Source organism: Bradyrhizobium sp. USDA 4503, from assembly GCF_054055815.1.
Map to the genome: position 1 here is coordinate 1,140,826 of NZ_JBSRXS010000001.1, position 26,428 is coordinate 1,167,253.

A 26,428-nucleotide genomic window follows, 5' to 3' on the forward strand; every position below is an offset into this window, starting at 1 on the left:
CGGTATAGACAATGGACCGCAGGTCCGCAGAATCGACCATATTGTCCGGCGGCTCTTGTATACTCGCGTGCGCAAGGTGGCTCGCTGGGCCAAAGCTTCGTTGTGTGAGGCTTTCGCACTTTTGGACAGGCGCTTCTGACGACTGAGCGCCGGAGGGTAGGAACGGAACGTCGATAATGCGCCTGCTCGTGCGGTTTATGGGTTTCTTGTTCGCCGCCGGAACCGTCGTGTTCCTGGTCGGTGTCGCCGCCGTCGCTGGCGCCATCTGGCATTTCTCCAAGGATCTGCCCGACTACTCGCAGCTGCAGGACTATGAGCCGCCGGTGATGACCCGCGTGCATGCCGCCGACGGCGCGCTGCTTGGCGAATACTCCAAGGAGCGCCGGCTCTATCTGCCGATCCAGGCGGTGCCGAAGCTCGTGATCAACGCCTTCCTCGCCGCCGAAGACAAGAACTTCTACGAGCACGGCGGCATCGACTATCAGGGCATGGCGCGCGCCGCGATCCTTTATGCGCAGAACTACGGCTCGAACCGTCGCCCGCAGGGCGCCTCGACCATCACCCAGCAGGTCGCGAAGAACTTCCTGCTCACCAACGAGGTCTCGTTCAGCCGCAAGATCAAGGAGGCCTTGCTGGCGATGCGCATCGAGCGCGCCTATTCCAAGGACCGCATCCTCGAGCTCTATCTGAACGAAATCTATCTCGGCCTCGGTGCCTACGGCATCGCGGCAGCCTCGCTGGTCTATTTCGACAAGTCGGTCAACGAGCTGACGATCGCGGAGGCGTCCTATCTCGCCGCGCTGCCGAAGGCCCCGGCCGCGCTGCATCCGGTGCGCAACCGTGACCGCGCGATCGAGCGCCGCAATTATGTGATCGATCGTCTGCTGGAGAACGGCTGGATCAAGCAGGCGGACGCCGACAAGGCGCGCAAGGACCCGCTCAACGTCACCAGCCGCTCGAACGGCGCGCACATCTTCGCCGGCGAATATTTCGCCGAGGAGGTCCGCCGCGACATCTTCGAGCGCTACGGCGAAAAGAAGCTCTACGAGGGTGGCCTGTCGGTGCGCACCACGCTCGATCCCAAGATCCAGGTGATGGCGCGCAAGACCATGGTCGCGGGGCTTGTCAATTACGACGAGGCGCAGGGCTGGCGCGGGGCGCTGCACAAGCTCGACATTTCCGGTGACTGGGGCGTCAAGCTTGCCGACGTGAAGTCGCTCTCCGACATCTCGCCGTGGCGGATGGCTGTCGTGCTCGAGACCAGCGATCAGTCGGCGCGGATCGGCTTCCAGCCGGGCCGCGAGCTCGGCGGCGCGGTCAGCAAGGAGCGGCAGACCGGCATCATCACGATGGACGGCGTGCGCTGGGCCAAGACCAAGGGCAAGGCGCCGAGCGCGGTTTCGCAGGTGCTGCAGCCGGGTGACGTGATCTACGCCGATCCGCTGGTGACCAAGGAAGGCAACGCGGTCGAAGGCCAGTATCGCCTGCGGCAATTGCCTGAAGTGTCCGGCGCCATGGTGGCGATGGATCCGTGGACCGGCCGCGTGCTCGCGATGGTCGGCGGCTTCTCGTTCGACCAGAGCCAGTTCAACCGCGCGACGCAAGCCTACCGGCAGCCGGGTTCGTCGTTCAAGCCGATCGTGTACTCGTCGGCGCTGGACAATGGCTATACGCCGTCGACTACCGTGATCGACGCGCCGATCGAGATCGATCAGGGGCAGGGCGCCGGCGTGTGGCGTCCGGAAAACTATTCGACCGGCAAATATTACGGCCCGACCACGCTGCGCAACGCGTTGCAGCGCTCGCTCAACACCGTGACGGTGCGGCTCGCGCAGGACATCGGCATGCCGCTGATCGGCGAATACGCCAAGCGCTTCGGCGTCTATGACGAATTGCCGAACTATCTGTCGTATGCGCTCGGTGCCGGCGAGACGACGGTGATGCGTATGGTCACGGCCTATTCGATGTTCGCCAATGGCGGCCGCCGGGTGAAGCCGACGCTGATCGATCGCATCCAGGATCGCTACGGCCATACCATCTTCAAGCACGACACCCGCGAATGCCGCGGCTGCGACGCGCCGGGGGGATGGAAGAGCCAGCCGGAGCCGCAGCTGGTCGACCGTCGCGAACAGGTGCTCGATCCGATGACCGCCTACCAGATCACCGAGATGATGGAAGGCGTGGTCCAGCGCGGCACCGCAACCGTCGTGAAGGAGGTCGGCAAGCCGATCGCCGGCAAGACCGGCACCACCAACGACGAGAAGGACGTCTGGTTCGTCGGCTTCTCGCCGGATCTCGCAGTCGGCGTTTACATGGGCTACGACAAGCCGCGCAATCTCGGCCGCGCCGCCACCGGCGGCCACGTCGCAGCGCCGATCGCCCGCGACTTCCTCAAGCTTGCGCTGGCCGACAAGCCGCCGACGCCGTTCAAGGTTCCGGCCGGCATCAAGCTGATCCGCGTCGACGCCAAGTCCGGCATGCGCGCCGGTCCCGGCGACGGCGGCAACACCATCCTCGAAGCCTTCAAGCCGGGCACCGCGCCGCCGGAGAACTATTCGGTCATCGGCGTCGCCGATGCCGATGGGCGCGGCCCTGCGACTGGCCCGCAGCCGTCGCAGAATGGGGCGCAGCCGGATGGCGGCTTCTTCATGCGTCCGGGAACCGGGGGGCTTTACTAACGGCCTGTCCGGCCAAATCGCCGGGATAGTGCGGCCAAGTCGATTGCGCTTTGCCGCGCCGGTCGCTACATCCCCCGGAACCTTTTTAGCCAACACCTGAAAGACCATGCGCGCGGAAATCGAACGCCTTGTTGAAGAGATCAAGCAGTCAGTCGGGCTGCTGAGGAGGCATCTTTGACGTCGAACAATCGACGGCACGCCTCGCTGAGCTGAACAAGCTCGCAGAAGACCCCAATCTCTGGAACGATCCCCAGAAGGCCCAGCGGCTGATGCAGGAGCGTACCTCACTGGAGGACGCGCTCTCAGGCATCGGCAAGGTCGAGCGCGAGCTCGAGGACAATATCGGCATGATCGAGCTCGGCGAGGCCGAGAACGATGAGGGCGTGGTCACCGAGGCCGAGAAGGCGCTCAAGGACCTCAAGAAGGAGGTCGCCCGGCGCGAGCTGGAGGCGCTGCTGTCGGGCGAGGCCGACAAGTTCGATTCCTATCTCGAAGTCCATGCCGGCGCCGGCGGCACCGAGAGCCAGGACTGGGCGCAGATGCTGCTGCGCATGTACACGCGCTGGGCGGAGAAGCACGGTTTCAAGATCGAGTTCCTCGAAGAGTCCCAGGGTGAAGAAGCCGGCATCAAGTCCGCCACCATCCAGATCTCCGGCCACAACGCCTATGGCTGGTTGAAGACCGAGGCCGGCGTGCATCGCCTGGTGCGCATCTCGCCGTTCGATTCCAACGCGCGGCGGCACACCTCGTTCTCGTCGGTGCAGATCTTCCCGGTGATCGACGACTCCATCAAGATCGAGATCAAGGAGTCCGATGTTCGCACCGACACCATGCGGTCGGGCGGCGCCGGCGGCCAGCACGTCAACAAGACCGAGTCGGCGGTGCGCCTGACGCACATCCCGACCGGCATCGCGGTGGTCTGCCAGGCCGGCCGCTCGCAGCACAAGAACCGGGCGCAGGCCTGGGACATGCTGCGCGCGCGGCTCTACGAGATCGAGCTGAAGAAGCGCGAGGAGCAGGCTGCCGCCGATCAGGCCGCCAAGACCGACATCGGCTGGGGTCACCAGATCCGCTCCTATGTGTTGCAGCCCTATCAGATGGTGAAGGACCTGCGCACCGGTGTGCAGACCTCCGACACGTCGGGGGTGCTCGATGGCGACCTCGATGAATTCATGGCGGCGACCTTGGCGCAGCGTGCCTTCGGCACCGGGCCCGGCTCCGTTGAGGATGTGGATTAGCCCATGCCGCGCGTCGCTTTCATCGGATTGGGACGCATGGGCCACGGCATGGCCGGCCGTTACCTCGATGCCGGCTTCACGGTCGCCGTGTGGAACCGCAGCAAGGCCAAGGCCGCGGACCTGATCGCTCGCGGCGCGCTGTGGGCGACCTCGCCGGAGGATGCCGCAATCGACGCCGATGCTGTCGTGACCATGGTCGCCGACGACGAAGCCTCGCGCGCGGTCTGGCTGACCAGGGACGGCGCCGCCGCCAACATGAAGGCCGGCACGCTCGCGATCGAATGCTCCACGGTCTCGTACCAGCACACGGTCGAGATGGCGCGCGAACTGCAGAGCCGTGGCTTGGTCTACATCGATTGCCCGGTCACCGGCCTGCCGGAGGCGGCGGCGGCCGGCAAGCTGACGCTGCTGGTGGGCGCTGATCCCGCCGATCTCGATCGGGCGCGGCCGTTCCTAGCGCCGATTGGCAGCACGATCCGCCATTTCGGCGCGGTTGGCACCGGCACTGTGTTCAAGTTGATCAACAACCTGATCGGCGCGGTGCAGATCGCAAGCCTCGCCGAGGGCGTGGCGATCGCCGAGCAGGCGGGCCTCGACATGCAATTGGTGGCCGAGGCGCTGGCGACCGGCGCGGTGGCGAGCCCGCAGGTGATCCGCCACTCCAAGCGGATGATCGACCGCAACTTCTCCGGCGCATCGTTCACCGCGGCGCTGCGCCACAAGGATGCCGACTACGCCGTGCGGCTCGCCGAGACCTTGCTGCCCGGCGTGCCCGTGAGCCGCGCCGCGCTCGCCGCCTACGACAAGGCGAAGGCCCATGCGCCCGACGCCGACGAGGGCCAGATGATCGAGATCGTGTCGCGGCCGAAATAGGCGGGCCGCCATTGTCGGAAATCGGGTGGGAATATTCGCGGCGCTGCCCTAGTCACCTGTCCGACTGCAGGTGAGTGCCCGACATGCCTTCCGCCGACAACTGGATCGATCGCCGCGACTGGGGGCTGCTTGTCCTGCTGTCGGTACTCTGGGGCGGCTCGTTCTTCTTCAACGGCGTGATCCTGCGCGAATTGCCGCCGCTGACCCTGGTGCTGTTGCGCGTCGTGCTCGGCACGATCATCCTGCTGCCGCTGCTGCGGGCCGCCGGAATCGAATTCCCGCGCAGCCTGTCCGGCTGGGCGCCGTTCGTTGCGATGGGGCTGTTCAACAATGTGCTGCCGTTCGCGCTGATCGTGTTCGGGCAGACCTATATTCCGAGCGGGCTGGCCTCGATCCTCAACGCGACGACGCCGCTGTTCGCGGTGGTCGTGATGGCGGCGGCCGGCGAGGAACGGTTGCAAGCGCGCCGCGTGGCGGGCGTTCTGGTCGGGCTGATCGGGGTTGCGATCCTGCATGGCGATGCGCTCGGCTTCGAGAGCCGGCAGGGCATCGGCATCCTGCTGTGCCTCGCAGGCGCCTTCAGCTACGGCATCGCGGCGCTGGTCGGACGGCGGCTGCCGCAGCGCGTGCCGCCCTTGGGCACCGCGACGTTCCAGATGATGGCCTCGGCGGTGCTGATGGCGCCCATCGCCGCCGTCGTCGATCGGCCGTGGCTGTTGCCGATGCCGCATCCCGCGACATGGCTCGCCGTGCTCGGGCTCGCGGCGCTGTCGACGGCGCTGGCCTATATCGTGTTCTTTCAGATCCTGCAGCGCTCCGGCGCGACCAATGTGATGCTGGTGACGCTGCTGATTCCGGTCACCGCGATGCTGCTCGGCTATCTCGTGCTCGGCGAGCCGATCGCACTGCGCGAGGTGATCGGCGCGCTGGTGATCGCGAGCGCGCTGCTCTTGATCGACGGCCGCGTGCTGGTTTGGTTCAGCCGCGCGCCTGCTTCCACGCCGCATACCATCCGCTGAAGCGGCCGCTGTCGTGCTCGCCGCCGTGCCAGGCGGCGTAGGCGGTGCCGTCGTCGGCGACCAACACCACGGCATCGAGCCCCTTGGAGCGGCGCAGCGTGTCCATCGCCTGCGCCGGCGTCTGCGCGATCGGACCTGCGACGTTGAACGAGGTGTTGACCGACATCTCGACGCCGATATGACGGCCGAGCGCCTTCAGATAGGCATAGGTGAGGGGATCGTCGGCCTCGCGCACGATCTGGATGCGGCCGGTGCCGTCGGCATGCACCACCGCCGGAATCTTCGCGCGCGCCTCGGGCTTCGAATGCGCCGTGAGCACCATGTAGTTATAGGCGTTGTAGTCAGCGTCGGAGGCGCCGTCTTCCAGCTCGAAATAATCGCGCGCAGCTCGCAGCGTCGCCATCGGCGCCAGCGGCCGGATCGCCTCGCGATACTTGACGCGCTCGTTCAGCCGCTCGCGCACCTCGGGATCGCAGGGATTGGCGAGGATCGAGCGATGGCCGAGCGCGCGCGGGCCGGTTTCGGCGGCGCCCTGATAGATCGCAATCACACCGCCTTGCGCGACCATGGACGCCATCAGGTCGGCAACCGCATCGCGCCCTTCTGACGTCGCCACATTGCCGATCTCGGTCGAGGCGATGTCGTCGGCATGCAGCGCCGCGGTGATGTCGGCGTTCGAGGGCGGCAGGCCGCAATAGAATGCGTGCGACAGCGGCGCGCCGCGCGGCGCGCCCGCCATATGCGCGAACAGCCAGGCGGCGCCGATCGGCACCCCGGGATCGCCGGGCACCGGCGGCACCCACATATGCAGTCGCGTCTTGCGCTGCTGCGCCCGCTCGAACCACGCCTCGTCGAAATGCTCGAGCAGCCGCATGTTGCCGAGCGCGTTCAGCGCGACGCCCCCGGTCAGCACCAGGCGGTCGGTGCCGGTGGTGCGCAGGAGATGGTCGATGACATGGATCATCGCGTCCTCGAACACCAGTTGCGTCGCGGCTGCCTTATCAACGCGGTCCTTGGTGTCGGGGCGGTGATTGATGTCCTCGACGCGCAGCACGGCGTCTGGATTCCAGAGCTGGTCCGGGCGCAGCGGCGGGCCGAGAATGTCGATCAGCGGCTGACGATAGGGATTGTCGGCGGGATCGGCGTACCAATTGGCCATCGCGCGATTGAGCTGCACGCTGCCGTTGGGCCCGAGCTGCAGCACCGCCTTCAAGCGCTGATAATACGGATTGGTGGCGCGGTTCATGTCGCCCCAGGCGGCGGCGCCCATGTAGCGTCCCTCGCTGGACAGCCAAGTCCAGCCGCCCTGGCTGGATGAGATCACGGTGTAGAAAGCACCGAGCGAGTCGAACAGGCTCTCGTTGCAATAGAGCTGCTTCATCTCGCCGTTCTCGGCGACATAGAGCGAGATCGAGCCGACGTCGCCAGTACCGTCGAGCACCGCGATCGCGACACGCTCGCGCGCATCGGCGAATGGCGAGGCCGTGAACGAGTACCAGGCGTGATTGTCGTGATGCGGCATGCAGATCAGCGGCAATTGCTTGTCGAGCCCGTACATCCTGCCGAGCCGGTGCGACAGCCGCCGCACCTGATCCAGCTGGCGCAGATTGATCGCCGGTGCGATCGGGGCGCGCAGCAGTTTGAGGCTGGCCGGCGCTTCCTCGAGCGAGGTGCGGATCAGCATCGCCAGCAGCGCCGGATAGTCCCATGTCGTGACGAAGGCGGCGATATCGCCGATGTCGCGGCCCATCCGCTGCAACACCTTGCGCATGTCGTCGAGCGCGTGTTGCGGGAACTCGTTGGTGTGCTTGTTACCGGAGAAGCGCTCTTCCTCGTTGTTGACGATCAGGCGCGGTCCGTCCTTCTGGGTGATCTCGACCAGCGCGACGCCGGTATTGTGCGTGCCGGGGCAGGCGAGGCCTGCGATATAGACGGTCTCGCCGCGCTGCAGCTTTTCGCGGATCGAGGCGATCGTGCGCTGCGCGAACGCGCCATTGGCCTTGTGCAGGCCACGCTTCGCCAGCGCAGACTCGCTGAGGCGGCGCGTGATCTCATAGCCCGCGGCCGCAAGATGCGGATGCCGCGGACCGGTACGGATGTCCGGTTTACGCAATCAGAACGCCTCGACTCGTGATCCCCAGATCGACCTTCAATCATAAATAGCGCCAGGCAACAATGCCGTTTCGCCCAACGGAAAAACCCAGCGCTTGCCAGCACATGCGTCTCTTGCGAGACTTGCCGCCAAAACCAACGACAAAAATCGGGAGAAAACGATGCCGGCTCGTTTCGGATATATTGGCGCAATCGCGGCGTTCGCAAGTGCGGCACTGATCGCGACCTCGGCCACCGCGCAGAAGAAATACGATCCCGGCGCGAGTGATGGCGAAATCAAGATCGGCAACATCATGCCATACAGCGGCCCGGCGTCGTCCTATGGGGTGATCGGCAAGACCGAGGCCGCGTTCTTCAAGATGACCAACGAGCAGGGTGGCATCAACGGCCGCAAGATCAACTTTATCAGCTACGACGACGCCTATTCGCCTCCGAAGGCGATCGAGCAGGCGCGCAAGCTGGTCGAGAGCGACGAGGTGCTGCTGATCTTCCAGCCGCTCGGCACGCCGTCCAATTCGGCAATCATGAAATACATGAATGCCAAGAAGGTGCCGCAATTGTTCGTCGCCTCCGGCGGCACCAAGTTCGGTGATCCCAAGAACTTTCCCTGGACGATGGGCTTCCAGCCCAACTACCAGAGCGAGGGCCGCATCTACGCAAAGTACATTCGCGACAAATTCCCCGACAGCAAGATCGCGGTGTTCTGGCAGAATGACGATGCCGGCAAGGATCAGTTCAAGGGCCTGAAGGACGGGCTCGGCGACAAGGTCGGCATGATCATCGCCGACAAGTCCTACGAGGTCTCCGATCCCTCGATCGATTCGCAGATCGTCGCGCTGCACGATTCCGGCGCCGACATCTTCTTCTCCTGGGCGGCGCCGAAGGGCTCGGCGCAGGCGATCCGGAAAGTGGGCGAGCTCGGCTGGAAGCCGAAATTCTTCCTCGCCAACACCGCGACCTCGGTCGCCTCGGTGCTGAAACCGGCCGGCCTCGAGTTCTCCAAGGGCATCATCTCGACCGCCTACCTGAAGGACCCGACCGATCCGACCTGGGACAAGGATCCGGCGGTGCAAAGCTGGCGCGCCTTCATGGACAAGTATTATCCCGACGGCGACAAGGCCAATGCCAACAACCTCTATGGCTATGTCCAGGCCGAGGCGATGATGCAGGTGCTGAAGCAATGCGGCGACAATCTCACGCGCGAGAACGTGATGAAGCAGGCCGCCAACCTGAAGAACTTCCACTCCGACCTGATGCTGCCGGGCGTCCTGGTCAACACCTCTCCCGACGACTACTTCCCGATCGAGCAGATGCAGCTGATGCGCTTCAACGGCGATGCGTGGGAGTTGTTCGGTGACGTCATCACCGGCGAGGTCGGGCACGAAGCGTCGCGGTAGGCGGGGAGTGATGAAGCCGATGCTCGCTCGGCAAACACCACGGTCGTCCCGGCGTAGGCCGGGACCCATAACCACAGGATTGGGTTGGTGAGGAAGCTGTGGCCCTAGCGTCGCGCAACAATCGTCTTCGGTGGTAATGGGTCCCGGCCTACGCCGGGACGACGCTGAATTTGTTGCGCCACCGGTGAGTCACACACGGTGCGAGCAGATGCAGCTCCGGATTATACAAGCCGCTTCAACCCGCCTGCCGCGGCACTGTCCGCCAAAATCCTTTCCAGCCGGCGGGCGCGGAGCGCCATGCCGCCGGCGACGCCGACGCCGATCACGTACATCCAGCCCTCGTGAAAATCGGACAGATGCGAATTGAGCAGCGAGCTTGTGATGTTCTGCACGACCACAGCGAGTCCGATCCAGCTCACGAGATCGCGGCCGGCGAACAGCCTGACGTGGCTGATCCACATCGCGTAGAGCAGCAGGATGCCGATCAGCCCCCACTGGACCCGGACATTGAGGGTCTGGTTGTGCGGGTTGTTGATCACCTCGGCCTCAAGGCCGGCTTGTCCGACGGCATCCTGCGTGAACATGCGCCTAATCGCGCCGGTGCCGTGCCCGAGCCACGGCGCCTCGCCGATGAACTTCACCGACTTCCGCCAATAGGTCAGGCGCTGCGCCGTGGAAGCGATGCCTGACGTATCGTGGGCCCGATACTCGATGCCGACGTCGGCGATGCGCTGGCGGAGGTAGGGAGACGTGGTCCAGACCACGAGGCTGGTGACCGCGACGCCGGCGAACAGCAGCCGCGTGGCGCGCCGCGACAGATGCAGCGACGCGAACAGGATCAACAGCACCGGCATGTAGACCAGCGCGGTCCGCGCCGAGACGACATAAAGCATGTTGGCGACGAACAGCAGCATCAGCGCGATGGCGCCGGCAGCGAAGCGCCATTGCCGGGCCCGCAGCGTCGTCAATGCCGGCAGTGCCAGCGCGAACGCACAGAGCGCGAACTCCTGACTCTGGTCGAGGTAGTTCTTGACCGGCACGCCGTCGGATGCGGTGTGCGCGAGCTTGAGCTGCGGCAGCGCCAGCACGATCCAGGACAGGATCATCAGCACCGTGCAGGACACCAGGAAGGCCAGGACCACCCAGAGCCCGCGCTGCGAGCGCTGGAAGTAGCCGAGCAGGAACGGCAGCAGCAGCAGCTTGCCGAGCGGCTTGATGCCCTGCAGCCGCTCGGCCCAACTCGTCTCCGACCACGCCACACCGATCACGGCGAGTGCGACCAGCGCGATCGGCAACGCCAAGGAAGGCCGCGCGAGGTCGAGCACGAACTGCTCCCAGTCGATGGTCGGGATCACGGCGACAAGCCAGAGCAGCATGAAGACGGCGAGTGCCGTGGTCGACTAGGGTAGCGACGCCGTGGCCAGGGCGATCAGGGTATCGGTGGCGCGGACATAGGCGACTGAGGCGGACCAGGTGCGGACGCGATCGCGCCATCGTGCTGGCGGTTCGATTGCGAGACCAATGGCGTCGGAATCGGTGCTCATGACCGGTTACACGCCGTGCGCGGTTGCACCGTTGAAGGTCGCCATCGCGGCGGTGAGCGCCGCAGCAGCGGCCGCGACGTCCGGGGCAGCACGATGCGACAGCAGGTCGCGCGCCTGGGTGTGGTGGCCGAAGCGCTCGGCCAGCTCGGCCCGCCGCGCGCGGATCCGGTCGCGCCATTGCTCCTGCTGCGCCAGCACGCGTCGCACCGAGGCGCAGATCGAGTCGGTCGAGAACGGATCGAAATAGTCGGCAAGCTCGCCCGCGACCTCGCGGAACACGGCAATATCGGAGCACAGCACAGGAGTGTTGGCCGCGAATGCCTCGATGATCGGGACGCCAAAGCCTTCGGCGAGGCTCGGCATGATCAGGCCGTGCGCGTCCGCGATCAATGCCGCCTTCTCGTGCTCGTCGACATAGCCGGAGAAACGGACGTTCTTCGGCAGGTTGCGCGCCTGGTTGGCGCCACCGGCATAGCCGATCACGACGAGATCGGCCTCCGGCAACTTGCGGAAGGCGCGGATGACGGCGGCGAGGTTCTTGCGGGGCTCGTTTGAAACGATGACGACGAAGCTCGGCCGTGCCGGGACGGCGGTTGGCGCCGCCGCAAGCGGCGCTTCCGCGACGTCGAAACGGGTCCGCGGATAGACCACTCACACCGGAATGTGCGCATATTGCGGGAGCAGGGCGCGGAAGCGGTTCATGCTGTAGTTCGAGACGAAGGCGAGCTCGTCAGCCTGATTCACGCTGGTGTAAAGACGCGACAGGAACAGGCGTGTCGCGATGTCGTCCAGCTTGAGATCGGTGATCGGCAACAGGTCGTGCACGACGCAAATCACCTTTGCGCCCGGGCGGCGCTGGATCGCAACCCGGGTCGGAGTGTCGACGAGAATGACGTCGTAGTCGCGCGCATCGACCCGCGGCGGCGGCAACCGGGTCAGGGCCGAGGTGTCCTGATAGCTGTAGAAGCCGGGCTCGAGCAGGAAATCGCCGAACAATTCGAGATGGCGCAAGTCGGTCGGAATGTATTCGAGGCCCTCGGTCCGGTTCTCGATCAGCTTAACGCTGGTCGGCAGCAGATGAATCGAGCGCAGGAAGGCGATGATGAATTCGAGCGAGGTCGCCGCGTTGAGCTTGTGCTTGAACCAGTCGACGGTGCGGCGCAGGCCGCCCCGCATGATCGGCGAGTTCATGTCTGTTTCATCGAGGTAACGATAGAGCGCGAGCAGGTCGGTTTCGTCGAAGCGGCGCGGCGTTCCGGGCGCAACGCCCGGCAGGCGGGGATAGCCGCCCGCCATCACCGTCGACACGAACTCCTCAAACGGAACCTGGGCGATCCGGCAGGCTTCCGCGATCGCAAGGTCGAATCGGGCAGACGTCATGGAGCGGTCCGTGGCGATGGCGGCAGTGCCGGACTCCGTGACACCCGCTGGCGAGCGCGCGAACCTTGTCCGGAGATGATTTTGTTTCCCACAAGTGGGAAAATATCACACGTCAAGTGAGGTGGGATTGTGTCCCACGGCGCGGACGGCTAAAAGTTAGGCATGAATGCCAAGGCCCCGAAGTCGAAGGTGGGATCGTTCGCTCCGATCGCCGCAGCGAAGCTGCATGCGCCGCTGGCGCGGATGTTGCGCCCGCTGGTGCGGCTTTGCATCCGCGGCGGCATGACGTTTCCGGCGCTGACCCAGCTGCTGCGCGAGCTCTATGTCAACGTCGCCGAGCACGACTTCGCGCTCGAGGGCAAGGAGCAGACCGACAGCCGCGTCAGCCTGCTGACCGGCATCCACCGCAAGGAGGTGGCGCGGCTGCGCGGCGCCGGCGCGCCGGTCAATGCGGTGCCGGCGACGCTGTCGCGCACCAGCGCGATCATCGCGCGCTGGCTGGCCGGGCCCGAGTTCACCGATGCCAAGGGCGATCCGCTGCCGCTGCCGCGCACCGCGGACGGAGGCGCGCCGTCGTTCGAGACGCTGGTCGAATCGATCACCAAGGATGTGCGGCCGCGCGCCGTGCTGGACGAATGGCTCGACCGCAAGCTCGTCACCATCAATGACGACGACGAGATCATGCTGGTCGAGGAGGCCTTCGTGCCGCATGGCGACGACGACCGCAAATGGCACTATCTCGGCCGCAACCTGCATGATCACGTGGCGGCCGCCGAGATGAACGTGTCGTCGGCCGCGCCGCGCTTCCTCGAACGCGCGGTGCATTACGACGGCCTGTCGGCGAAGCTGGCGAAACGGCTCGAGGGCCGCTCGCGCGAGCTGGCGATGGAGGCGCTCAAGGTCGCCAACCGCGAGGCCAACCGCGCGCTCGCAAAAGACAAGGGCGGCGACTATCGCTTGAATTTCGGCATCTACATCTACCGCGAGGGGCCGGATGGTCCGGTCGATGACGATGCCGACGAAGGCGGTGCAGCGTGAAGCGCCCGCCGGTCATTTCGCGCCGCGCGCTGTTGGCAGCGTTCTGGCTTGCCGGAACGTCGCTCGCGGGCGCGCAGGTCAAGAAGCGCGGCAACGACCAGGGCAACGGCCCTGGCGGCGGCGGTGGTGGTCCGTTCGGGCCCGGCGGCGGATTCGGCGGTGGCGGACCGCCCGGCGGCATGGGCGGCGGCCGCCGCTGAAACCACAAACAAGATCGGCGCAAGCGAGACCGCTTGCGCCGATCTTCAGATCGATCATCGTGAGATTGAGCTAGCCGGCGCTGAGCCGGACGCCGGCGCGGAGGAATTTCTGCGGATCGACCGCTTCGCCGTCGATGCGGGTTTCATAGTGCAGATGCGGACCGGTGGAGCGGCCGGTCGAGCCGACGGCGCCGATCACCTGGCCGATCTTGACGTATTCACCGACCTTGACGCCGATCTCGGAGAGATGGCCGTAGCGGGTCGAGAGCCCGTTGCCGTGATCGACCTCGACCATGCGGCCATAGCCGCCGGCCCAGCCCGCCGACACCACCTTGCCGTTGGCGGTGACACGCACCGGATCGCCTTGCGCGGCGCGGAAGTCGAGGCCGGTATGCATTGCCGGCCGGCCGAGGAAGGGGTCGGAGCGCACGCCGAAGCCGCTGGTGAATTCGACTTCACCGACCACCGGCTTGCGGTAAGGCACCAGCGCCAGCGTCTGGTTCAGTCGCTGCATCTGTGCCCGGTTGATGTTGATGCGATAGAGCTGGCGTTCGAACGCGCCGGCGTCGGCAGAGAGTTTCACAGGGACAAAGGGCCCGCCCATGCCGGAGCGCGGCGTCGCCGCCTCGAGCTGCGCCATGTTGAGGCCGAGATCGGAGATCACGCCGCGCATCCGGCGCACCCTGGAATCGATGCTGTCCTCGACCGAGGCGAGCGCGGCAACCTGGCGCCGCTCGACCTGGTCAAGCGAGGTCTGCAGGCGGACCAGCACGTTGTCGACGCCCTGGGCCTTGGCGAACTGGTTCGGCTGCGTCTTGGCGATCAGTGGCGCGCGCGATTCCAGCCGTGCCTCGCGATCCGGCGGCGCCACGAAGATCACGGTGTCGCTGATCGGGGAGGGTTTCAGGGTGCCCGAGGACGGCGCCGCCTCGGCGCGGCCCTGCGGCTTGATCGATCCGGTGCTGGTGACGTCAGGCATCGCGCCGAGCGCGGTGGCGCGCGATTCCAGCGTCGACTGCCGCTTCATGATCTGGTCGAGCTTCTGGTCGAACTGCTCCTGGTCGAGCAGCTGGCGGCTGGTGGTGCGGTCGACCTTGGCGCGCAGCTCCGAGATGCGGTCCTCATAGGCGTATTGCATCTCGGCCTGGCGCGCGATCAGCCGGGTCAGCACGTCGTCGCGGAACGCGAAATAGGTCGCGGTCGCCGCCGACCACATGCCGAGCAGCACCACGGTGCCGACGATGATCCAGAACACCACCGGCCCGAACCGGACCTGCTTGCCGGCATGGACCAGTGTATAGCCCTCGCCGGAGGCCGCCACCGCCGCGGCGGCAGGTGCGGGGTGATGGGCTGCCGGACGGCGTACCGGCGTCCGGCCATGGTCCTGCGGATGATGGTGTTTGTGGTGTCCGGACCGGCTCGACATCGGTACTCCCGCGGCCGGTCGGACCAAGCTCCGTACGGCTAATTTGCGGGGCCGATTTGAGCCCGTCATGGTTAATTTTCAGGAAACGGAACCCGTCCGATCAGAGCGCCCGGGCAGCCGCCAATACCGCTTCGGCGTGGCCGTCGACCTTCACATGACGCCAGATCCGGGCAATTTTTCCACCGGAATCGACCAGAACCGTCGTGCGAATAATTCCCATGAAGGTCCTGCCATACATGGATTTTTCGCCCCAGGCGCCATAGGCCTCCAGCATCTGGTGGGCTGGGTCCGAGACCAACGGCACCGACAGCTGGTGTTTGTTTCGAAATGACTCCTGCGCCTTAACTGTGTCGGCGGAAATGCCGACCACTTCGGTCCCTGCCGCTACGAACTCGCTTTTGAGCCGGGTGAAATCGATCGCCTCCCGGGTGCAGCCGGGGGTGTCGGCGCGGGGGTAGAAGAACAGCACCAGCTTCTTGCCGGCAAAATCCTTCAGCGAAACGCTGTCCCCGCCGTCGCGCGGCAGGTTGAAGCCAGGCGCCGCGGCGCCCTCGGCAAGTGTGACGGCGGACGAACTGGTCACGGTCGCGGCCGGCTCTCGCTTTAACGGTTTCGATGCCGCCTTGTGCGAGGCTTTGCTTCGAACACCCGCTGCGGTCGCCTTGGTCGTTTTCTTAGTTGTTTTCTTGGCCGCTGCCTTCTTCGCAACCGCTGTGCGGGTTTTCGTCGCGGACTTCCCAGTGCTTGCGCTTGCGGCGCGCGCAACCTTTGTTGCGACCCGCTTCCCGGTTGTGTTGGAGGATTTCTTGCGCGTTTTCTTGGACATACGCCTTCCTTTCGTCGCTTTCCGAAGCTCAACCATTGGGGTATTGCGGTCTTATTGGCGGCGGCCGGATTCGCACCGGCCGCTGGGCAAGTTTGATGGCCACGGAGTATGGTGACAAGGAATTCGACGCGTGACCCGTCCGCTTGCTGAATTGGCTTTTGATTGGTTGGTTTGGTCCGCTCTGGGGGCCATCGGCGAGTAACATGATTAGGCGAGGATAGGCGGCGATGCCGGCACAGGAGCGCTCGATACGGATCGACGGGCGCCCCGATGGCGGCGATCAGCTTCGCCGTCAGCACCGAGAGGCAATGGCAAGGAACACGTCGCCGCAGGGTCCAAATCCGCGCGCCGGGGCTGACCTCTCGCAATGGGAGGACGACGCTGCGTGGGACGAGCAGGATGAGGCGGCGGGCAACCGTGCGCGGCAATTGCTGGCGCGTTCCCACACCAACCTGCATCGCTTCACCGATTTCTGCTCCGGCATGCGGCGCTGGTTGAACGGCGAGCGCTGGATCCGTCGCATCGGACTGGTCCTCGTGGTGCTGGTCGCGATGTTCGCGACCTGCTTCGGCGGGCTGTGGTGGCGGCTCGGCGCCGGCCCGATCAATCTCGACATGGCGACGCCGTGGCTCGCCGCGGCGATCGAGGAGAACATCGGCCACGGCAACACGGTCGAGGTCGGCGGAACGCAGATCGAGCGCGCCGGCCGCGTCAGGATCGCGGTGCGCATCCGCGACATCATCGTCCGCGACCGCGACCATGCGGTGGTTGCGAGCGCGCCCAAGGCCGAAGTGCGCCTGTCGGGAACCGCGCTCTTGATGGGCCAGTTGCGGGCGGAGAGCCTCAATCTGGTCGACGCGGAGCTGTCGGTGCGCATCACGCCGGACGGCAATGTCACCGTGTCCGCCGGTGACACCGCAAAACCGCTGGCCACCGGCGTTGCCTCCAAGCGGGAGGCGGGGATGCCGCCGACATTCCCGCGTCCGACACCCGCAGCCCCGCCGCCGGTTGCCTCGCCGCCAGCTGCCGCCGAGCCCTCCGCGGGCGCGTCCGATTCGGCTCAGAGCGGGCTGCTCGCCGGTCTCGATTGGCTCGACAGCCTCAGCATGACCGGCCTCGACGGGCAGAACCTCAACGAGATCGGCCTGAAGAACGGCAATCTCGTCGTCGACGATCAGCAGCGCGGCAACAAATGGAGCTTCGAGAACATCAGCCTCAGCCTGCGGCGCCCGAGCGGCGGCGGCGTCGCGCTCAGCTTCGGCGAGGAGGGCGCAAAGCCCTGGTCGGTGCGCGTGCTGGTCGGACCGCAGCAGAACGGCGTGCGCTCGGTCGACATCAAAGCCGACAAGGTTTCCACCCGGAACATCCTGCTCGCGCTCCGGACCAAGGATCTGACCTACACCGCCGACCTGCCGCTGTCGGGCGAGATGAAGGGCGAACTCGGCCGCGACGGCCTGCCGACATACTTCCGCGGCAAGATCAATGTCGGCGCCGGCAACATCATCGACACCGACACGCCCGACTATCCGATGCCGATCGATGCGGCCGAGATGAGCGTGGAATGGGATTCGGGCCGGCGCGTACTGCTGGCGCCGATCAAGGTCGTCTCGGGCGCCAACCGCATCACGCTGCTCGGCCATCTCGAGCCGCCGAACGACAACGTCACCGACTGGCAGGCCGGCCTGTCGGGCGGCACCATCGTGCTGGCCGGCGCCGACAAGAACGAACCACCGTTGATCTTCAATCGCATCAACATCGGCTTCCGGTTCGACACCGACAAGAAGCGCGTGCTGCTGACCCAGGCCGACATCTCCAATGGCGAGATCGGCGTCGCCGGAACCGGCAGCATCGACTATTCCGGCGAGCCGCGGCTGCAGCTCGGATTCGCCGGCACGCCGATGTCGGCCTCGGCCCTGAAACGGATGTGGCCGGTCATCATCGTGCCCGAGGTTCGCGAATGGGTGCTCGAGCGGATCGACCGCGGCACGCTCCAGCGTATCGATGTCGGCGTCAATTCGCCGGTGCACAACCTGTCGCGCAAGGGACCGCCGATTCCGGATGACGGCCTCTCGGTCAACATTGTCGCCTCCGGTGTCACAGTGCGTCCGGTGGACCAGATGCCCGCGGTGCATGACGCGGATCTGAAGGCCAGGGTGACCGGACGCAGCGCGACCGTGACCATCAACCAGGGCATTGCCGACACGCCGGCGGGCCGCAAGATCACGCTGTCGGACTTCACCTTCGAGGTGCCGGACATGGCGCCGAAGCCGTCGCCGTCGAAGGTCAAGTTCCGGGTCGACTGTCCGGTGCCGGCTGCCGCCGAAATTCTCGCCTCCGACCGGCTCAGCGATCTCTCCGGTCCGCCGATCGATCCCAACGCCAGCAAGGGCAACGTCACCGCGACGATCAACCTCGGCATGCCCGTGAAGGGCGAGCTGACCAAGGCCGATACGCTCTACTCGGTCACCGCCGACATCGCCGGCGTTGCCGTCGACAAGCTGGTGATGAACCAGAAGCTCGAAGCCAACGCGCTGAAGGTGATCGCCAGCAATGCCGGTTTCCAGGTCAAGGGCGATGTCAAGATCAACGGGCAGGCGGCCTCGCTCGACTACCGCAAGCCGGCCGAAGGCGACGCTGACGTCAAGCTGCAGGCGACGCTGGATGATGCGAGCCGCGCGCGCCTCGGGCTTGATCTCGGTCCCGCGGTCTCGGGCGCGATCCCGATCAAGCTGAGCGGCAAGATTGGCAGCGGCGACAATCCCACCACCAAGATGGGCGTCGAGGCCGACCTGACCCAGCTCAAGCTCGACAACATCCTGCCGGGCTGGGTCAAGGCGCAGGGCCGTGCCGGCAAAGCGACCTTCAACGTGGTGCCGAAGGGGCAATCGACCCGGTTCGAGGATATCTCGATCGACGGCGCAGGCGTGTCGATCAAGGGGGCGCTCGAGGTCGACCAGAACGGCGATCTCATGAATGCGTACTTCCCGACCTACGCGCCGTCGGAAGGCGACAAGACCTCGCTGCGGGCCGATCGCGGTCCCGACGGCGTGATCAAGGTCACGATGCGCGGCGACGTGTTCGACGGTCGCGGCTTCCTGAAGTCGGCGATCTCCGGCCGCGACAGCGATCCCAAGAGCAAGACCAGGACCACCGATTTCGATGTCGATCTGAAACTCGGCGCGGTCGCAGGATTCAACGGCGAAGCGCTGCGCAGCGTCGACGCCAAGGTCTCGCGCCGCAACGGGTTCTTCAAGGCGTTCACGCTGAGCGGCAAGGTCGGCCGCGACACCCCCGTCACGGTCGATATGCGCGGACGCCAGCAGGGCCGCGAGGTGATCTATCTGCAGACCAGCGACGCCGGTGCGTTCCTGCGCTTCATCGACACCTATTCGAAGGTGGTCGGCGGCCAGCTTACGCTCGCGATGGAGCCGCCGATCCCTGAGCCGAGCCCCAGGGAAGGGCTCATCAATATCACCGGATTCTCGGTGAAGGGCGAAACCCAACTCGATCGCGCCGTTGCCGGCGGGCCGGTCAGCACCCAGAACGGCATCGGGTTCGACGCGCTACGCGCCGAATTCACGCGCCAGAGCGGCCAGCTTTCGATCCGCAATGGTGTGGTCAAGGGACCGACCATCGGCGCGACCATCGAAGGCAGCATCGACTATATCGGAAACCAGGTGCGGATGAACGGCACCTTCATTCCGATGTACGGGTTGAACAACATGTTCGGCCAGATCCCGTTCTTCGGGATTTTCCTCGGCGCCGGCAGCAATGAAGGCCTGATCGGCGTGACGTATGAAGTGGTGGGAACGCCGAGCGCGCCGGTGCTGCGCGTCAACCCGATCTCCGCGCTGGCGCCCGGCCTGACGCGCAAGATCTTCGAGTTCAAGCAGTACGGCCCGAACGATCTGCCGACGACGAACAACTAGAACGCTCGCTCATCGACGCCTGCTTTCAAGGTCGGTCGAGCTCGCGCGCTGACGCGCAGCGGCGGGTTCCTGTCCGCATTCATCCGAGGCTGCGACCAAGTCCGAGCGGCCCGCCGCCCGGATGACGTTCGCGCAGGAACCTTGCCCTGTCTGGGATGTTGGAGAGCAATTCAACAACTCAGGAGGAACTCTCATGAGAGCCCTGTTATTGGCTGGTGTACTGGCGGTCGCCGGTTTCGCTGTGGCCACGCCGATCTCCATTGCACCCGCGTCAGCTCAGGTTGCCGTTGATACTCCGCTCGGCGGCGTGAGAGTGGGCCCGGAGCCCCGTTACTACCGAGACTACGATCGACCCGCTTATCGCGCCTACGGGTATGATCGCGGATATCGCGGATGCCGCACCGTCACGATCGAGCGTGACGACGGATCGGTCCGGAGAGTTCGTCGCTGCGGCTAGCAGTACCGGACCAGAGGATCGACTTCCGGGCTTACAAGCCTGCTCGAGTCGGTTCTCGCAATCAAGGAATTGGAGCCATCGACTAGGGCCGCTGCTGTTGGCGGCCTGTTTCATTTCGCGAATGCCGCCTGTCGGCCCAAAGGCGTTGGCCCAAGGCCGGCATGCGTTCGTGTCGGATTCCACATCGCCTCCGCAGGGGCAAGCGGACGCGTCCGAACTCACCGTCGCAGCGCCGGCACCACCAGGAACGGGATCAGGCCGAGCACCACATTGACCAGCGCGAAGGCGATCAGCGGATTGTAGCTGTGGGTCCAGTCGTGGATCAGGCCGCCGCCCCATGAGCCTAGCCCTGATCCAAGGCCGCTGCCGATCATGATCGTGCCGTAGATCGTACCGACGCGCTCGCCGCGGAAGATCTTCAGCGCGGTCGCGGTGATCAACGGGCCGCGCGAGCCGATCATGCTGCCGAAGCAGATGATGAAGCCGGTCAGCAGCCAGTAGTTCGGATACCACTGCAGCAGCCAGAGCAGAATGATGCCGAGGATCGAGACGCCGTAGCTGAACAAGACCGAGGGCCGGCGGCCGATGATGCCGTCGAGGGTGGACACGCCCAGCATGCCGACGAACAGCGCGACGCCGGAGAAGCCCCAGGCGGTTGCCGCCTGTAGCGGCGGGAAGCCGACATCGATCAGATAGGCGACGATCTGCGCGGTCAGCGCATACATCGCGATCGCGGTGAAGAAGAAGGTGGAGAACAGCGCCCAGAAGGCGTGGTGGCGCATCGCGCTGAGCAGTGTCCAGCCTTCGTCGGCCAAGCTGCTTTCCGCTTTCCGGACGATATGCGGCGATCCGCCGGCGAGCAGCCGCCACGGCAGAAAGACCAGCGGAACAAGCAGGCAGAGCGCGCCGACGCCGAACACCTGATAGGCCTCGCGCCAGCCGATCCGGTCGATCAGAACCTGCGACAGCGGCAACAGCAGCAACAGGCCGGCGCCGGTCGCCGAATACATCACGGCCATCGCGGTCGGCAGGCGTGGTCCGAACCAGCGGCCGAGCAGGATCGAATTCGACACATTGCCGATCAGCGCGGTGCCGAAACCGACGCAGAGGCCGACGCTGAGCTGGAATTGCCAGAGCGCTTGCGCGCGCGAGGCGACGAGGAAGGCGCAACCGAGCAGCGAGAGGCCGAGCGCATAGACCAGGCGCGGACCCGAGCGGTCGAACAGGCGTCCGACCAGTGGCGCGGTCAGGCCGCTGGCGAGCCAGGTCAGCGAGTAGACCGACACCACAGAGGCGCGGTCCCAGCCGAAATTTTCCGAGATCGGTTTCAGGAAAACGGTGAAGCTGTCGCTAAGGCCGCGCCCAAGCACCGACAGCACGAAGCAGAGCGCGAGCACGTTCAGCGCGACGCGGGACTGCTTCGCCGGCGTTGCAAGCGTGTCGTTCGGAGGCGTGGTCTGGTCCATCGGAAAGATGGGAGCGCGCTTTCCGCGCTCCCGACAACCGACAAATGCGAATGCGCCTATGCAGGCTTCAGCAGGACGTGGCGCTTCTTGCCGAGCGACAGTTTCACCACGCCTTCCGGCGTGAGATTGGCCGAAGTCAGCAGCATCTTCTCATCGGTCACGGCTGCATCGTTGACGCGCAGGCCGCCGCCCTTGATCTGCCGGCGCGCTTCGCCGTTGGAAGCGACGAGCTCGGCCTTGACGAAGGCGACCAGCACGCCGACGCCGGCTTCAAATTCGCCGCGCGGAATTTCCACCGTCGGCAAGGTTTCGGCCAGCGCACCTTCCTCGAAGGTGCGGCGCGCGGTCTCGGCGGCTTCGTTCGCTGCATCGCGGCCATGAAGCAGGGCGGTCGCTTCGGTCGCCAGCACCTTCTTGGCCTCGTTGATCTCGCCGCCGGCCAGCGCGGCAAGCTTGCTGATCTCGCTCATCGGCAGGATGGTGAACAGCTTGAGGAACTTGACGACGTCGGCGTCCTCGACATTGCGCCAGTACTGCCAGAAATCGTAGGGCGAGAACTGGTCGGCGTTGAGCCACACCGCGCCCTTGGCGGTCTTGCCCATCTTGTCGCCGGAGGCGGTGGTGAGCAGCGGCGTGGTCAGCGCGAACAGCTGCGGCGTGCCCATGCGGCGGCCGAGATCGACGCCGTTGACGATATTGCCCCACTGGTCGGAGCCGCCCATCTGCAGCCGGCAGCCCGCGCGGCGCGACAGCTCGACGAAGTCGTAGGCCTGGCAGACCATGTAGTTGAATTCGATGAAGCTCATCTCCTGCTCGCGCTCGAGCCGTAGCCGCACCGAGTCCATGGTCAGCATGCGGTTGACCGAGAAGTGCCGGCCGATGTCGCGCAGCATCTCGATCCAGTTCAATTTGGTCAGCCACTCGGCATTGTCGAGCATGATGGCGTCGGAAGGCCCGTTGCCATAGCGCAGCACCTTGGCGAACACGCCGCGGATCGAGACCTTGTTGGCTTCGATCTCCGCAACCGTGCGCATTGCGCGCGTCTCGTCCTTGCCGGAGGGGTCGCCGACCATCGTGGTGCCGCCGCCCATCAGCGTGATCGGCTTGTTGCCGCTCTGCTGCAGCCAGTACAGCATCATCATGGTGAGGAAGTTGCCGATGTGCAGCGACGGCGCGGTGCAGTCATAGCCGACATAGGCGGTCGCCTGGCCCTTCGCGGCAAGCGCGTCGAGGCCCTCGAAATCGGAGCACTGGTGGACGAAGCCGCGTTCCTGTAAAGTGTTCAGGAAATCCGATTTAAATGCAGTCATTTGTCGGCGAGCCAGATCATTCTTGTTTTACGGTTTTTGCATCTATTTGCGGAACCTTGATGCTTGAGGCTGCCGCAGGCGGACGCGCAGTGGCATTATAGGATGTACTTGTTTGAGACAAGCCGGGGGTTCCCGGCTGGGGCGCTTCCAGCATGATGTTAACGGCACTCGGTCTGATGAGCGGCACCTCGCTCGACGGGGTCGACGTGGCATTGATCGAGACCGACGGCCGCCAGATCAAGGCCTTCGGCCCCTCGGGCTATCGGCCTTATACCGAAGGCGAGCGCAGCCTGCTGCGCCAGGCGCTGACGGAGGCGGTCCATCTGTCGCGGCGCGACGCCCGGCCGGGGATTTTGCGGCAGGCCGAGCAGGCCGTCACCACGGCCCATGCCGAGGCAGTCGCCAGCTTCACGGCACAGCACCGGATCTCGGCCCAGGACATCGACATCGTCGGGTTCCATGGCCAGACCGTGCTGCATCGCCCCGAGCGGAGGTTGACGGTGCAGATCGGCGATGCCCTGGCGCTCGCCAAGGTGATCCACATTCCGGTGATGCACGATTTCCGTGCCGCCGACGTCGAGGCCGGCGGGCAGGGCGCGCCGTTCGTGCCGGTCTACCACCGCGCGCTGGCGCAATCGCTGAACCGCGAGGGGCCGATCGTCGTGGTCAATATCGGCGGCGTCTCCAACATCACCTATATCGACGGCACGGACACGCTGATCGCCTGCGACACCGGGCCGGGCAATGCGCTGCTGGATGACTTCATGTTCCGTCAGATGCATCAGCCGTTCGACACCGCCGGCAAGTTCGCCGCAATGGGTAAGCCCGACGACGCCTGGATCGCACAGGCGCTGAAGCTGCCGTTCTTTGCGCTGCCGCCGCCGAAATCGCTCGACCGCAACGACTTCGCCAGTCTCAAGCTCGGCGCCGTGGCGCCGGCCGATGGCGCCGCGACGTTGACCGCCTTCACGGCCGCGGCCATCGCCCGCGTCGTGCCGCTGCTGCCGAAACAGCCGAAAAGCTGGATCATCTGTGGCGGCGGCGCCTCCAACCTCACGATGCTGCGGATGCTGCGCGAGCGCCTCGCGCCGGCGACCGTCGAGCCGGCCGAGGCGCTCGGCTGGGCGGCGGATGCGATCGAGGCGCAGGCGTTCGGCTTCCTTGCCGCGCGCGGCATGAAGGGCCTGCCTCTGAGCTACCCTGCCACAACGGGGGTGCCGATCCCGATGACCGGGGGCATTATCGCGCGACCGTGATTTAGATGCAAATGCATCTACCTTGACAGTTCCATGCCGCTGCATTTAATTCGATGCAGTTGCATTGAACGCGAGGTTCGTCATGGCCGCCCTGAAACTGATCAGCCACAAGCTCTGTCCCTATGTGCAACGCGCGGTGATCGCGCTGCGTGAGAAGGGCGTGCCGTTCGAGCGGATCGACATCGATCTCGCCAGCAAGCCGGACTGGTTCCTGAAGATCTCGCCGCTCGGCAAGGTGCCGGTGCTGGTGGTGACGCGCGACGACGGCAAGGAGGTCGCGCTGTTCGAGAGCAACGTGATCTGCGAGTACATCGAGGAGACGCAGGCGGGGGCGAAGCTGCACCCACAGGATCCTCTTGTCCGCGCCGAGCATCGCGCCTGGATGGAGTTCGGCTCGGCCATTCTCGGCGACCTCTGGGGGCTCGAGACTGCCACCGATGCCGCAGCCTTCGAGAGCAAGCGGCAGGCTGTCGTGGTAAAATTCGCGCGCGTCGAGGCCGCACTCGGCGCTGGTCCGTTCTTCGCCGGCAAGAATTTCAGTCTGGTGGATGCGGTGTTCGCGCCGATCTTCCGCTATTTCGATCTGTTCGACCAGCTGACCGATCTCGCTGTTTTCACGCACACGCCAAAACTTCGCGCCTGGCGCAGCGCGCTGGCACAGCGGCCGAGCGTACGCAGTGCGGTGTCGCCTGACTATCCGGCGCTGCTGCACGCGTTCCTGGTCGGCCACCGCGCGCATATGCTGAAGCTTGCCGCGTAAGCCATGTCTCATTCGGTTGCCTGGATCGCGCTCGTCGTCGCCGGCCTGCTGGACGTCGGCTGGGCGATTTCGATGAAATATGCCGAAGGCTATACGCGGCTCGGCTGGACGCTGGTCTCGCTGCTGCTGCTCGCCGCGTTCGTGTTCCTGCTCGGACGCGCGCTGCAGGTGCTCGGTGTCGGCGTCGCCTACACGGTGTGGACCGGCATCGGCGCGGCCGGCACGCTGGCCATGGGTGTGCTGCTGTTCAACGAGGCGCTCAATCCGATGAAGGTCGCAGGGATTGCGCTGGTGCTGGTCGGGATTGCGGCGCTGAAGCTGGCGCCGGAATAGGTCAGTGCCGTAGCCCGGATGAGCGCAGCGATATCCGGGGTCTTGTCGGCCGCGACCCGCATGTCGCTTCGCTCATGCGGGCTACAAGGTCGGCGTCGTCAGCGCACGTTCGCCAGCCGCATGTCGAGATAGCCGGTCACCGTCTCCATCAGCGGTTCGAGCTTGCCGTCGAAGAAGTGGTTGGCGCCGGGGATGACCTGCTGGTCGATCACGATGCCCTTCTGCGTCTTCAGCTTCTCGACGAGCGTGTTGACGTCCTTGGGCGGCACCACGGCATCCTTGTCGCCGTGCACGATCAGGCCCGACGACGGGCAGGGCGCGAGGAACGAGAAGTCGTAGAGATTGGCGGGCGGCGCGATCGAGATGAATCCCTCGACCTCCGGCCGGCGCATCAGAAGCTGCATGCCGATCCAAGCGCCGAACGAGAAGCCCGCAACCCAGCAGGCACGGGCCTCCGGATTGATCGCCTGCGCCCAGTCGAGCGCGCTCGCGGCGTCGGACAATTCGCCGGTGCCGTGATCGAACGAGCCCTGGCTGCGGCCGACGCCACGGAAGTTGAAGCGCAGCACCGAGAAGCCGCGATGCGCGAACGCGTAGTAGCACTGATAGACGATCTGGTGGTTCATCGTGCCGTGGAACTGCGGATGCGGATGCAGGATCATCGCAATCGGCGCGTTCTTCTGCTTGGCCGGGTGGTAGCGGCCCTCGAGGCGGCCAGCAGGGCCGGTGAAAATGACTTCAGGCATTGTGTTCCCTTGATTGCCGCGTTCCCTTGATTGACGTCGATCAATCAACCGGTTGGAGCCATCTTCAGCGACGGTTCGCGAACAGAGCAGCTCGTGATGAAATCGGCGCAGGCACCGCCGCGCGGCACGCTGGAGGCCTTCTAGCATGACGCAAGGGGCAAAAATCAAGGAAAATTGTGCCGCTTGGCGGTCGCGAATCCGCGTCGCGACGCGCACGTTGCCGACGCGGCGACGGCGATCCGGATCGACACGGCCGGATTGCTTCGGAGGCTACCTGAAGTTTCAGTCTGTCAAAATGCGATCGCGCTTGGGGGACCGCGAACGCCGTGTCTGGCTGCAGCGCGAGGCTCCCGCCGCGCGGGAAAAATCTCCCGTGCCGGTGACGTCTGATCTGGTCTCGGTCGTTAACTGTCGTTATCTCGCAGTGAAGGCCGCAACCA

Annotated in this window: 18 protein-coding genes and 1 pseudogene; 11 read left to right on the forward strand and 8 right to left on the reverse strand. The window is 65.4% G+C overall.

Annotated features, from left to right (window positions below; translation table 11 throughout):
- Positions 1–176: 176 nt before the first annotated feature.
- From ACVMIH_RS05475 to ACVMIH_RS05490, 4 genes are all read left to right on the forward strand, one after another.
- The gene (locus tag ACVMIH_RS05475; RefSeq protein WP_456860954.1) at positions 177–2,678 is read left to right on the forward strand and encodes a penicillin-binding protein 1A; all 2,502 of its coding nucleotides are present in this window, start codon (positions 177–179) and stop codon (positions 2,676–2,678) included.
- 106 nt (positions 2,679–2,784) lie between these two features.
- A protein-coding gene (gene prfB, locus ACVMIH_RS05480; RefSeq protein WP_143029616.1) for a peptide chain release factor 2 occupies positions 2,785–3,916 on the forward strand; the annotation gives its coding sequence in 2 pieces (ribosomal slippage) (positions 2,785–2,853 and positions 2,855–3,916; 1,131 coding nt in all).
- A 3-nt stretch (positions 3,917–3,919) separates the two neighbouring features.
- Positions 3,920–4,789 (forward strand): NAD(P)-dependent oxidoreductase, encoded by an 870-nt coding sequence (locus tag ACVMIH_RS05485; RefSeq protein WP_057020005.1) that lies wholly within the window; start codon positions 3,920–3,922, stop codon positions 4,787–4,789.
- Between the two features lie 83 nt (positions 4,790–4,872).
- Positions 4,873–5,808 (forward strand): DMT family transporter, encoded by a 936-nt coding sequence (locus ACVMIH_RS05490; RefSeq protein WP_076832278.1) that lies wholly within the window; start codon positions 4,873–4,875, stop codon positions 5,806–5,808.
- Here the strand turns inward: ACVMIH_RS05490 and ACVMIH_RS05495 are convergent.
- On the reverse strand, positions 5,768–7,921 hold the full coding sequence (locus ACVMIH_RS05495) for a carbamoyltransferase C-terminal domain-containing protein (protein ID WP_456784796.1): 2,154 nt from the start codon (positions 7,919–7,921) through the stop codon (positions 5,768–5,770). The two genes, ACVMIH_RS05490 and ACVMIH_RS05495, sit on opposite strands and share 41 nt — an antisense overlap.
- Positions 7,922–8,081: 160 nt before the next feature.
- Between ACVMIH_RS05495 and ACVMIH_RS05500 the strand changes: the two genes are divergently transcribed.
- Entirely contained in the window at positions 8,082–9,317 is a 1,236-nt protein-coding gene (locus ACVMIH_RS05500) for an ABC transporter substrate-binding protein (protein WP_456860956.1), read from the forward strand.
- Between the two features lie 221 nt (positions 9,318–9,538).
- Here the strand turns inward: ACVMIH_RS05500 and ACVMIH_RS05505 are convergent, their stop codons facing one another.
- Positions 9,539–10,693 carry an O-antigen ligase family protein gene (locus ACVMIH_RS05505; protein ID WP_456860958.1) on the reverse strand — a complete coding sequence of 385 codons (1,155 nt, stop codon included), beginning with the start codon at positions 10,691–10,693 and terminating at the stop codon, positions 9,539–9,541.
- Between the two features lie 174 nt (positions 10,694–10,867).
- Positions 10,868–12,091, reverse strand: a pseudogene (locus ACVMIH_RS05510) (glycosyltransferase family 4 protein); the annotation flags it as partial.
- Between the two features lie 312 nt (positions 12,092–12,403).
- Here ACVMIH_RS05510 and ACVMIH_RS05515 point away from each other — a divergent pair.
- Complete coding sequence (locus tag ACVMIH_RS05515; RefSeq protein WP_057020009.1) at positions 12,404–13,279, forward strand: DUF6502 family protein; 876 nt, start codon at positions 12,404–12,406, stop codon at positions 13,277–13,279.
- A complete protein-coding gene (locus ACVMIH_RS05520; protein ID WP_076832286.1) occupies positions 13,276–13,479 on the forward strand; it encodes a hypothetical protein in 204 nt (67 codons plus the stop codon). The genes ACVMIH_RS05515 and ACVMIH_RS05520 overlap by 4 nt, the downstream gene beginning before the upstream one ends.
- A gap of 70 nt (positions 13,480–13,549) precedes the next feature.
- Here the strand turns inward: ACVMIH_RS05520 and ACVMIH_RS05525 are convergent, their stop codons facing one another.
- The gene (locus tag ACVMIH_RS05525; protein WP_057020011.1) at positions 13,550–14,905 is read right to left on the reverse strand and encodes a M23 family metallopeptidase; all 1,356 of its coding nucleotides are present in this window, start codon (positions 14,903–14,905) and stop codon (positions 13,550–13,552) included.
- Positions 14,906–15,005: 100 nt separating this feature from the next.
- The gene (locus tag ACVMIH_RS05530) at positions 15,006–15,731 is read right to left on the reverse strand and encodes a peroxiredoxin (protein ID WP_199805340.1); all 726 of its coding nucleotides are present in this window, start codon (positions 15,729–15,731) and stop codon (positions 15,006–15,008) included.
- A gap of 227 nt (positions 15,732–15,958) precedes the next feature.
- On the opposite strand from ACVMIH_RS05530, the gene ACVMIH_RS05535 reads away from it, so the two are divergent.
- Positions 15,959–19,660 carry a YhdP family protein gene (locus ACVMIH_RS05535; protein ID WP_057020014.1) on the forward strand — a complete coding sequence of 1,234 codons (3,702 nt, stop codon included), beginning with the start codon at positions 15,959–15,961 and terminating at the stop codon, positions 19,658–19,660.
- 675 nt (positions 19,661–20,335) lie between these two features.
- Here the strand turns inward: ACVMIH_RS05535 and ACVMIH_RS05540 are convergent.
- Together ACVMIH_RS05540 and tyrS are read right to left on the reverse strand one after the other, a co-directional pair.
- A complete protein-coding gene (locus ACVMIH_RS05540; protein ID WP_057020015.1) occupies positions 20,336–21,583 on the reverse strand; it encodes an MFS transporter in 1,248 nt (415 codons plus the stop codon).
- Positions 21,584–21,639: 56 nt separating this feature from the next.
- Positions 21,640–22,893 carry a tyrosine--tRNA ligase gene (tyrS, locus tag ACVMIH_RS05545; protein WP_057020016.1) on the reverse strand — a complete coding sequence of 418 codons (1,254 nt, stop codon included), beginning with the start codon at positions 22,891–22,893 and terminating at the stop codon, positions 21,640–21,642.
- A gap of 152 nt (positions 22,894–23,045) precedes the next feature.
- Here tyrS and ACVMIH_RS05550 point away from each other — a divergent pair, with 152 nt between their 5' ends.
- From ACVMIH_RS05550 to ACVMIH_RS05560, 3 genes are all read left to right on the forward strand, one after another.
- On the forward strand, positions 23,046–24,149 hold the full coding sequence (locus tag ACVMIH_RS05550) for an anhydro-N-acetylmuramic acid kinase (protein ID WP_057020017.1): 1,104 nt from the start codon (positions 23,046–23,048) through the stop codon (positions 24,147–24,149).
- Between the two features lie 82 nt (positions 24,150–24,231).
- Entirely contained in the window at positions 24,232–24,909 is a 678-nt protein-coding gene (locus ACVMIH_RS05555; protein ID WP_057020018.1) for a glutathione S-transferase family protein, read from the forward strand.
- A 3-nt stretch (positions 24,910–24,912) separates the two neighbouring features.
- Complete coding sequence (locus ACVMIH_RS05560) at positions 24,913–25,242, forward strand: DMT family transporter (protein ID WP_028332217.1); 330 nt, start codon at positions 24,913–24,915, stop codon at positions 25,240–25,242.
- Between the two features lie 98 nt (positions 25,243–25,340).
- Here the strand turns inward: ACVMIH_RS05560 and ACVMIH_RS05565 are convergent, their stop codons facing one another.
- A complete protein-coding gene (locus ACVMIH_RS05565) occupies positions 25,341–25,988 on the reverse strand; it encodes an alpha/beta hydrolase (RefSeq protein WP_016843213.1) in 648 nt (215 codons plus the stop codon).
- Between the last annotated feature and the right edge of the window lie 440 nt (positions 25,989–26,428).

What these genes read in the sequence shown, in the direction of transcription:
- ACVMIH_RS05490 (WP_076832278.1), top strand. Translation starts at nt 4,873, where the DNA reads ATGCCTTCCGCCGACAACTGGATCGATCGCCGCGACTGGGGGCTGCTT.
- ACVMIH_RS05525 (WP_057020011.1), bottom strand. Translation starts at nt 14,905, where the DNA reads ATGTCGAGCCGGTCCGGACACCACAAACACCATCATCCGCAGGACCAT.
- ACVMIH_RS05560 (WP_028332217.1), top strand. Translation starts at nt 24,913, where the DNA reads ATGTCTCATTCGGTTGCCTGGATCGCGCTCGTCGTCGCCGGCCTGCTG.
- ACVMIH_RS05500 (WP_456860956.1), top strand. Translation starts at nt 8,082, where the DNA reads ATGCCGGCTCGTTTCGGATATATTGGCGCAATCGCGGCGTTCGCAAGT.
- ACVMIH_RS05555 (WP_057020018.1), top strand. Translation starts at nt 24,232, where the DNA reads ATGGCCGCCCTGAAACTGATCAGCCACAAGCTCTGTCCCTATGTGCAA.
- tyrS (WP_057020016.1), bottom strand. Translation starts at nt 22,893, where the DNA reads ATGACTGCATTTAAATCGGATTTCCTGAACACTTTACAGGAACGCGGC.
- ACVMIH_RS05515 (WP_057020009.1), top strand. Translation starts at nt 12,404, where the DNA reads ATGAATGCCAAGGCCCCGAAGTCGAAGGTGGGATCGTTCGCTCCGATC.
- ACVMIH_RS05475 (WP_456860954.1), top strand. Translation starts at nt 177, where the DNA reads ATGCGCCTGCTCGTGCGGTTTATGGGTTTCTTGTTCGCCGCCGGAACC.
- ACVMIH_RS05540 (WP_057020015.1), bottom strand. Translation starts at nt 21,583, where the DNA reads ATGGACCAGACCACGCCTCCGAACGACACGCTTGCAACGCCGGCGAAG.
- ACVMIH_RS05565 (WP_016843213.1), bottom strand. Translation starts at nt 25,988, where the DNA reads ATGCCTGAAGTCATTTTCACCGGCCCTGCTGGCCGCCTCGAGGGCCGC.
- ACVMIH_RS05505 (WP_456860958.1), bottom strand. Translation starts at nt 10,693, where the DNA reads ATGCTGCTCTGGCTTGTCGCCGTGATCCCGACCATCGACTGGGAGCAG.
- ACVMIH_RS05485 (WP_057020005.1), top strand. Translation starts at nt 3,920, where the DNA reads ATGCCGCGCGTCGCTTTCATCGGATTGGGACGCATGGGCCACGGCATG.
- ACVMIH_RS05550 (WP_057020017.1), top strand. Translation starts at nt 23,046, where the DNA reads ATGATGTTAACGGCACTCGGTCTGATGAGCGGCACCTCGCTCGACGGG.
- ACVMIH_RS05530 (WP_199805340.1), bottom strand. Translation starts at nt 15,731, where the DNA reads ATGTCCAAGAAAACGCGCAAGAAATCCTCCAACACAACCGGGAAGCGG.
- ACVMIH_RS05535 (WP_057020014.1), top strand. Translation starts at nt 15,959, where the DNA reads ATGCCGGCACAGGAGCGCTCGATACGGATCGACGGGCGCCCCGATGGC.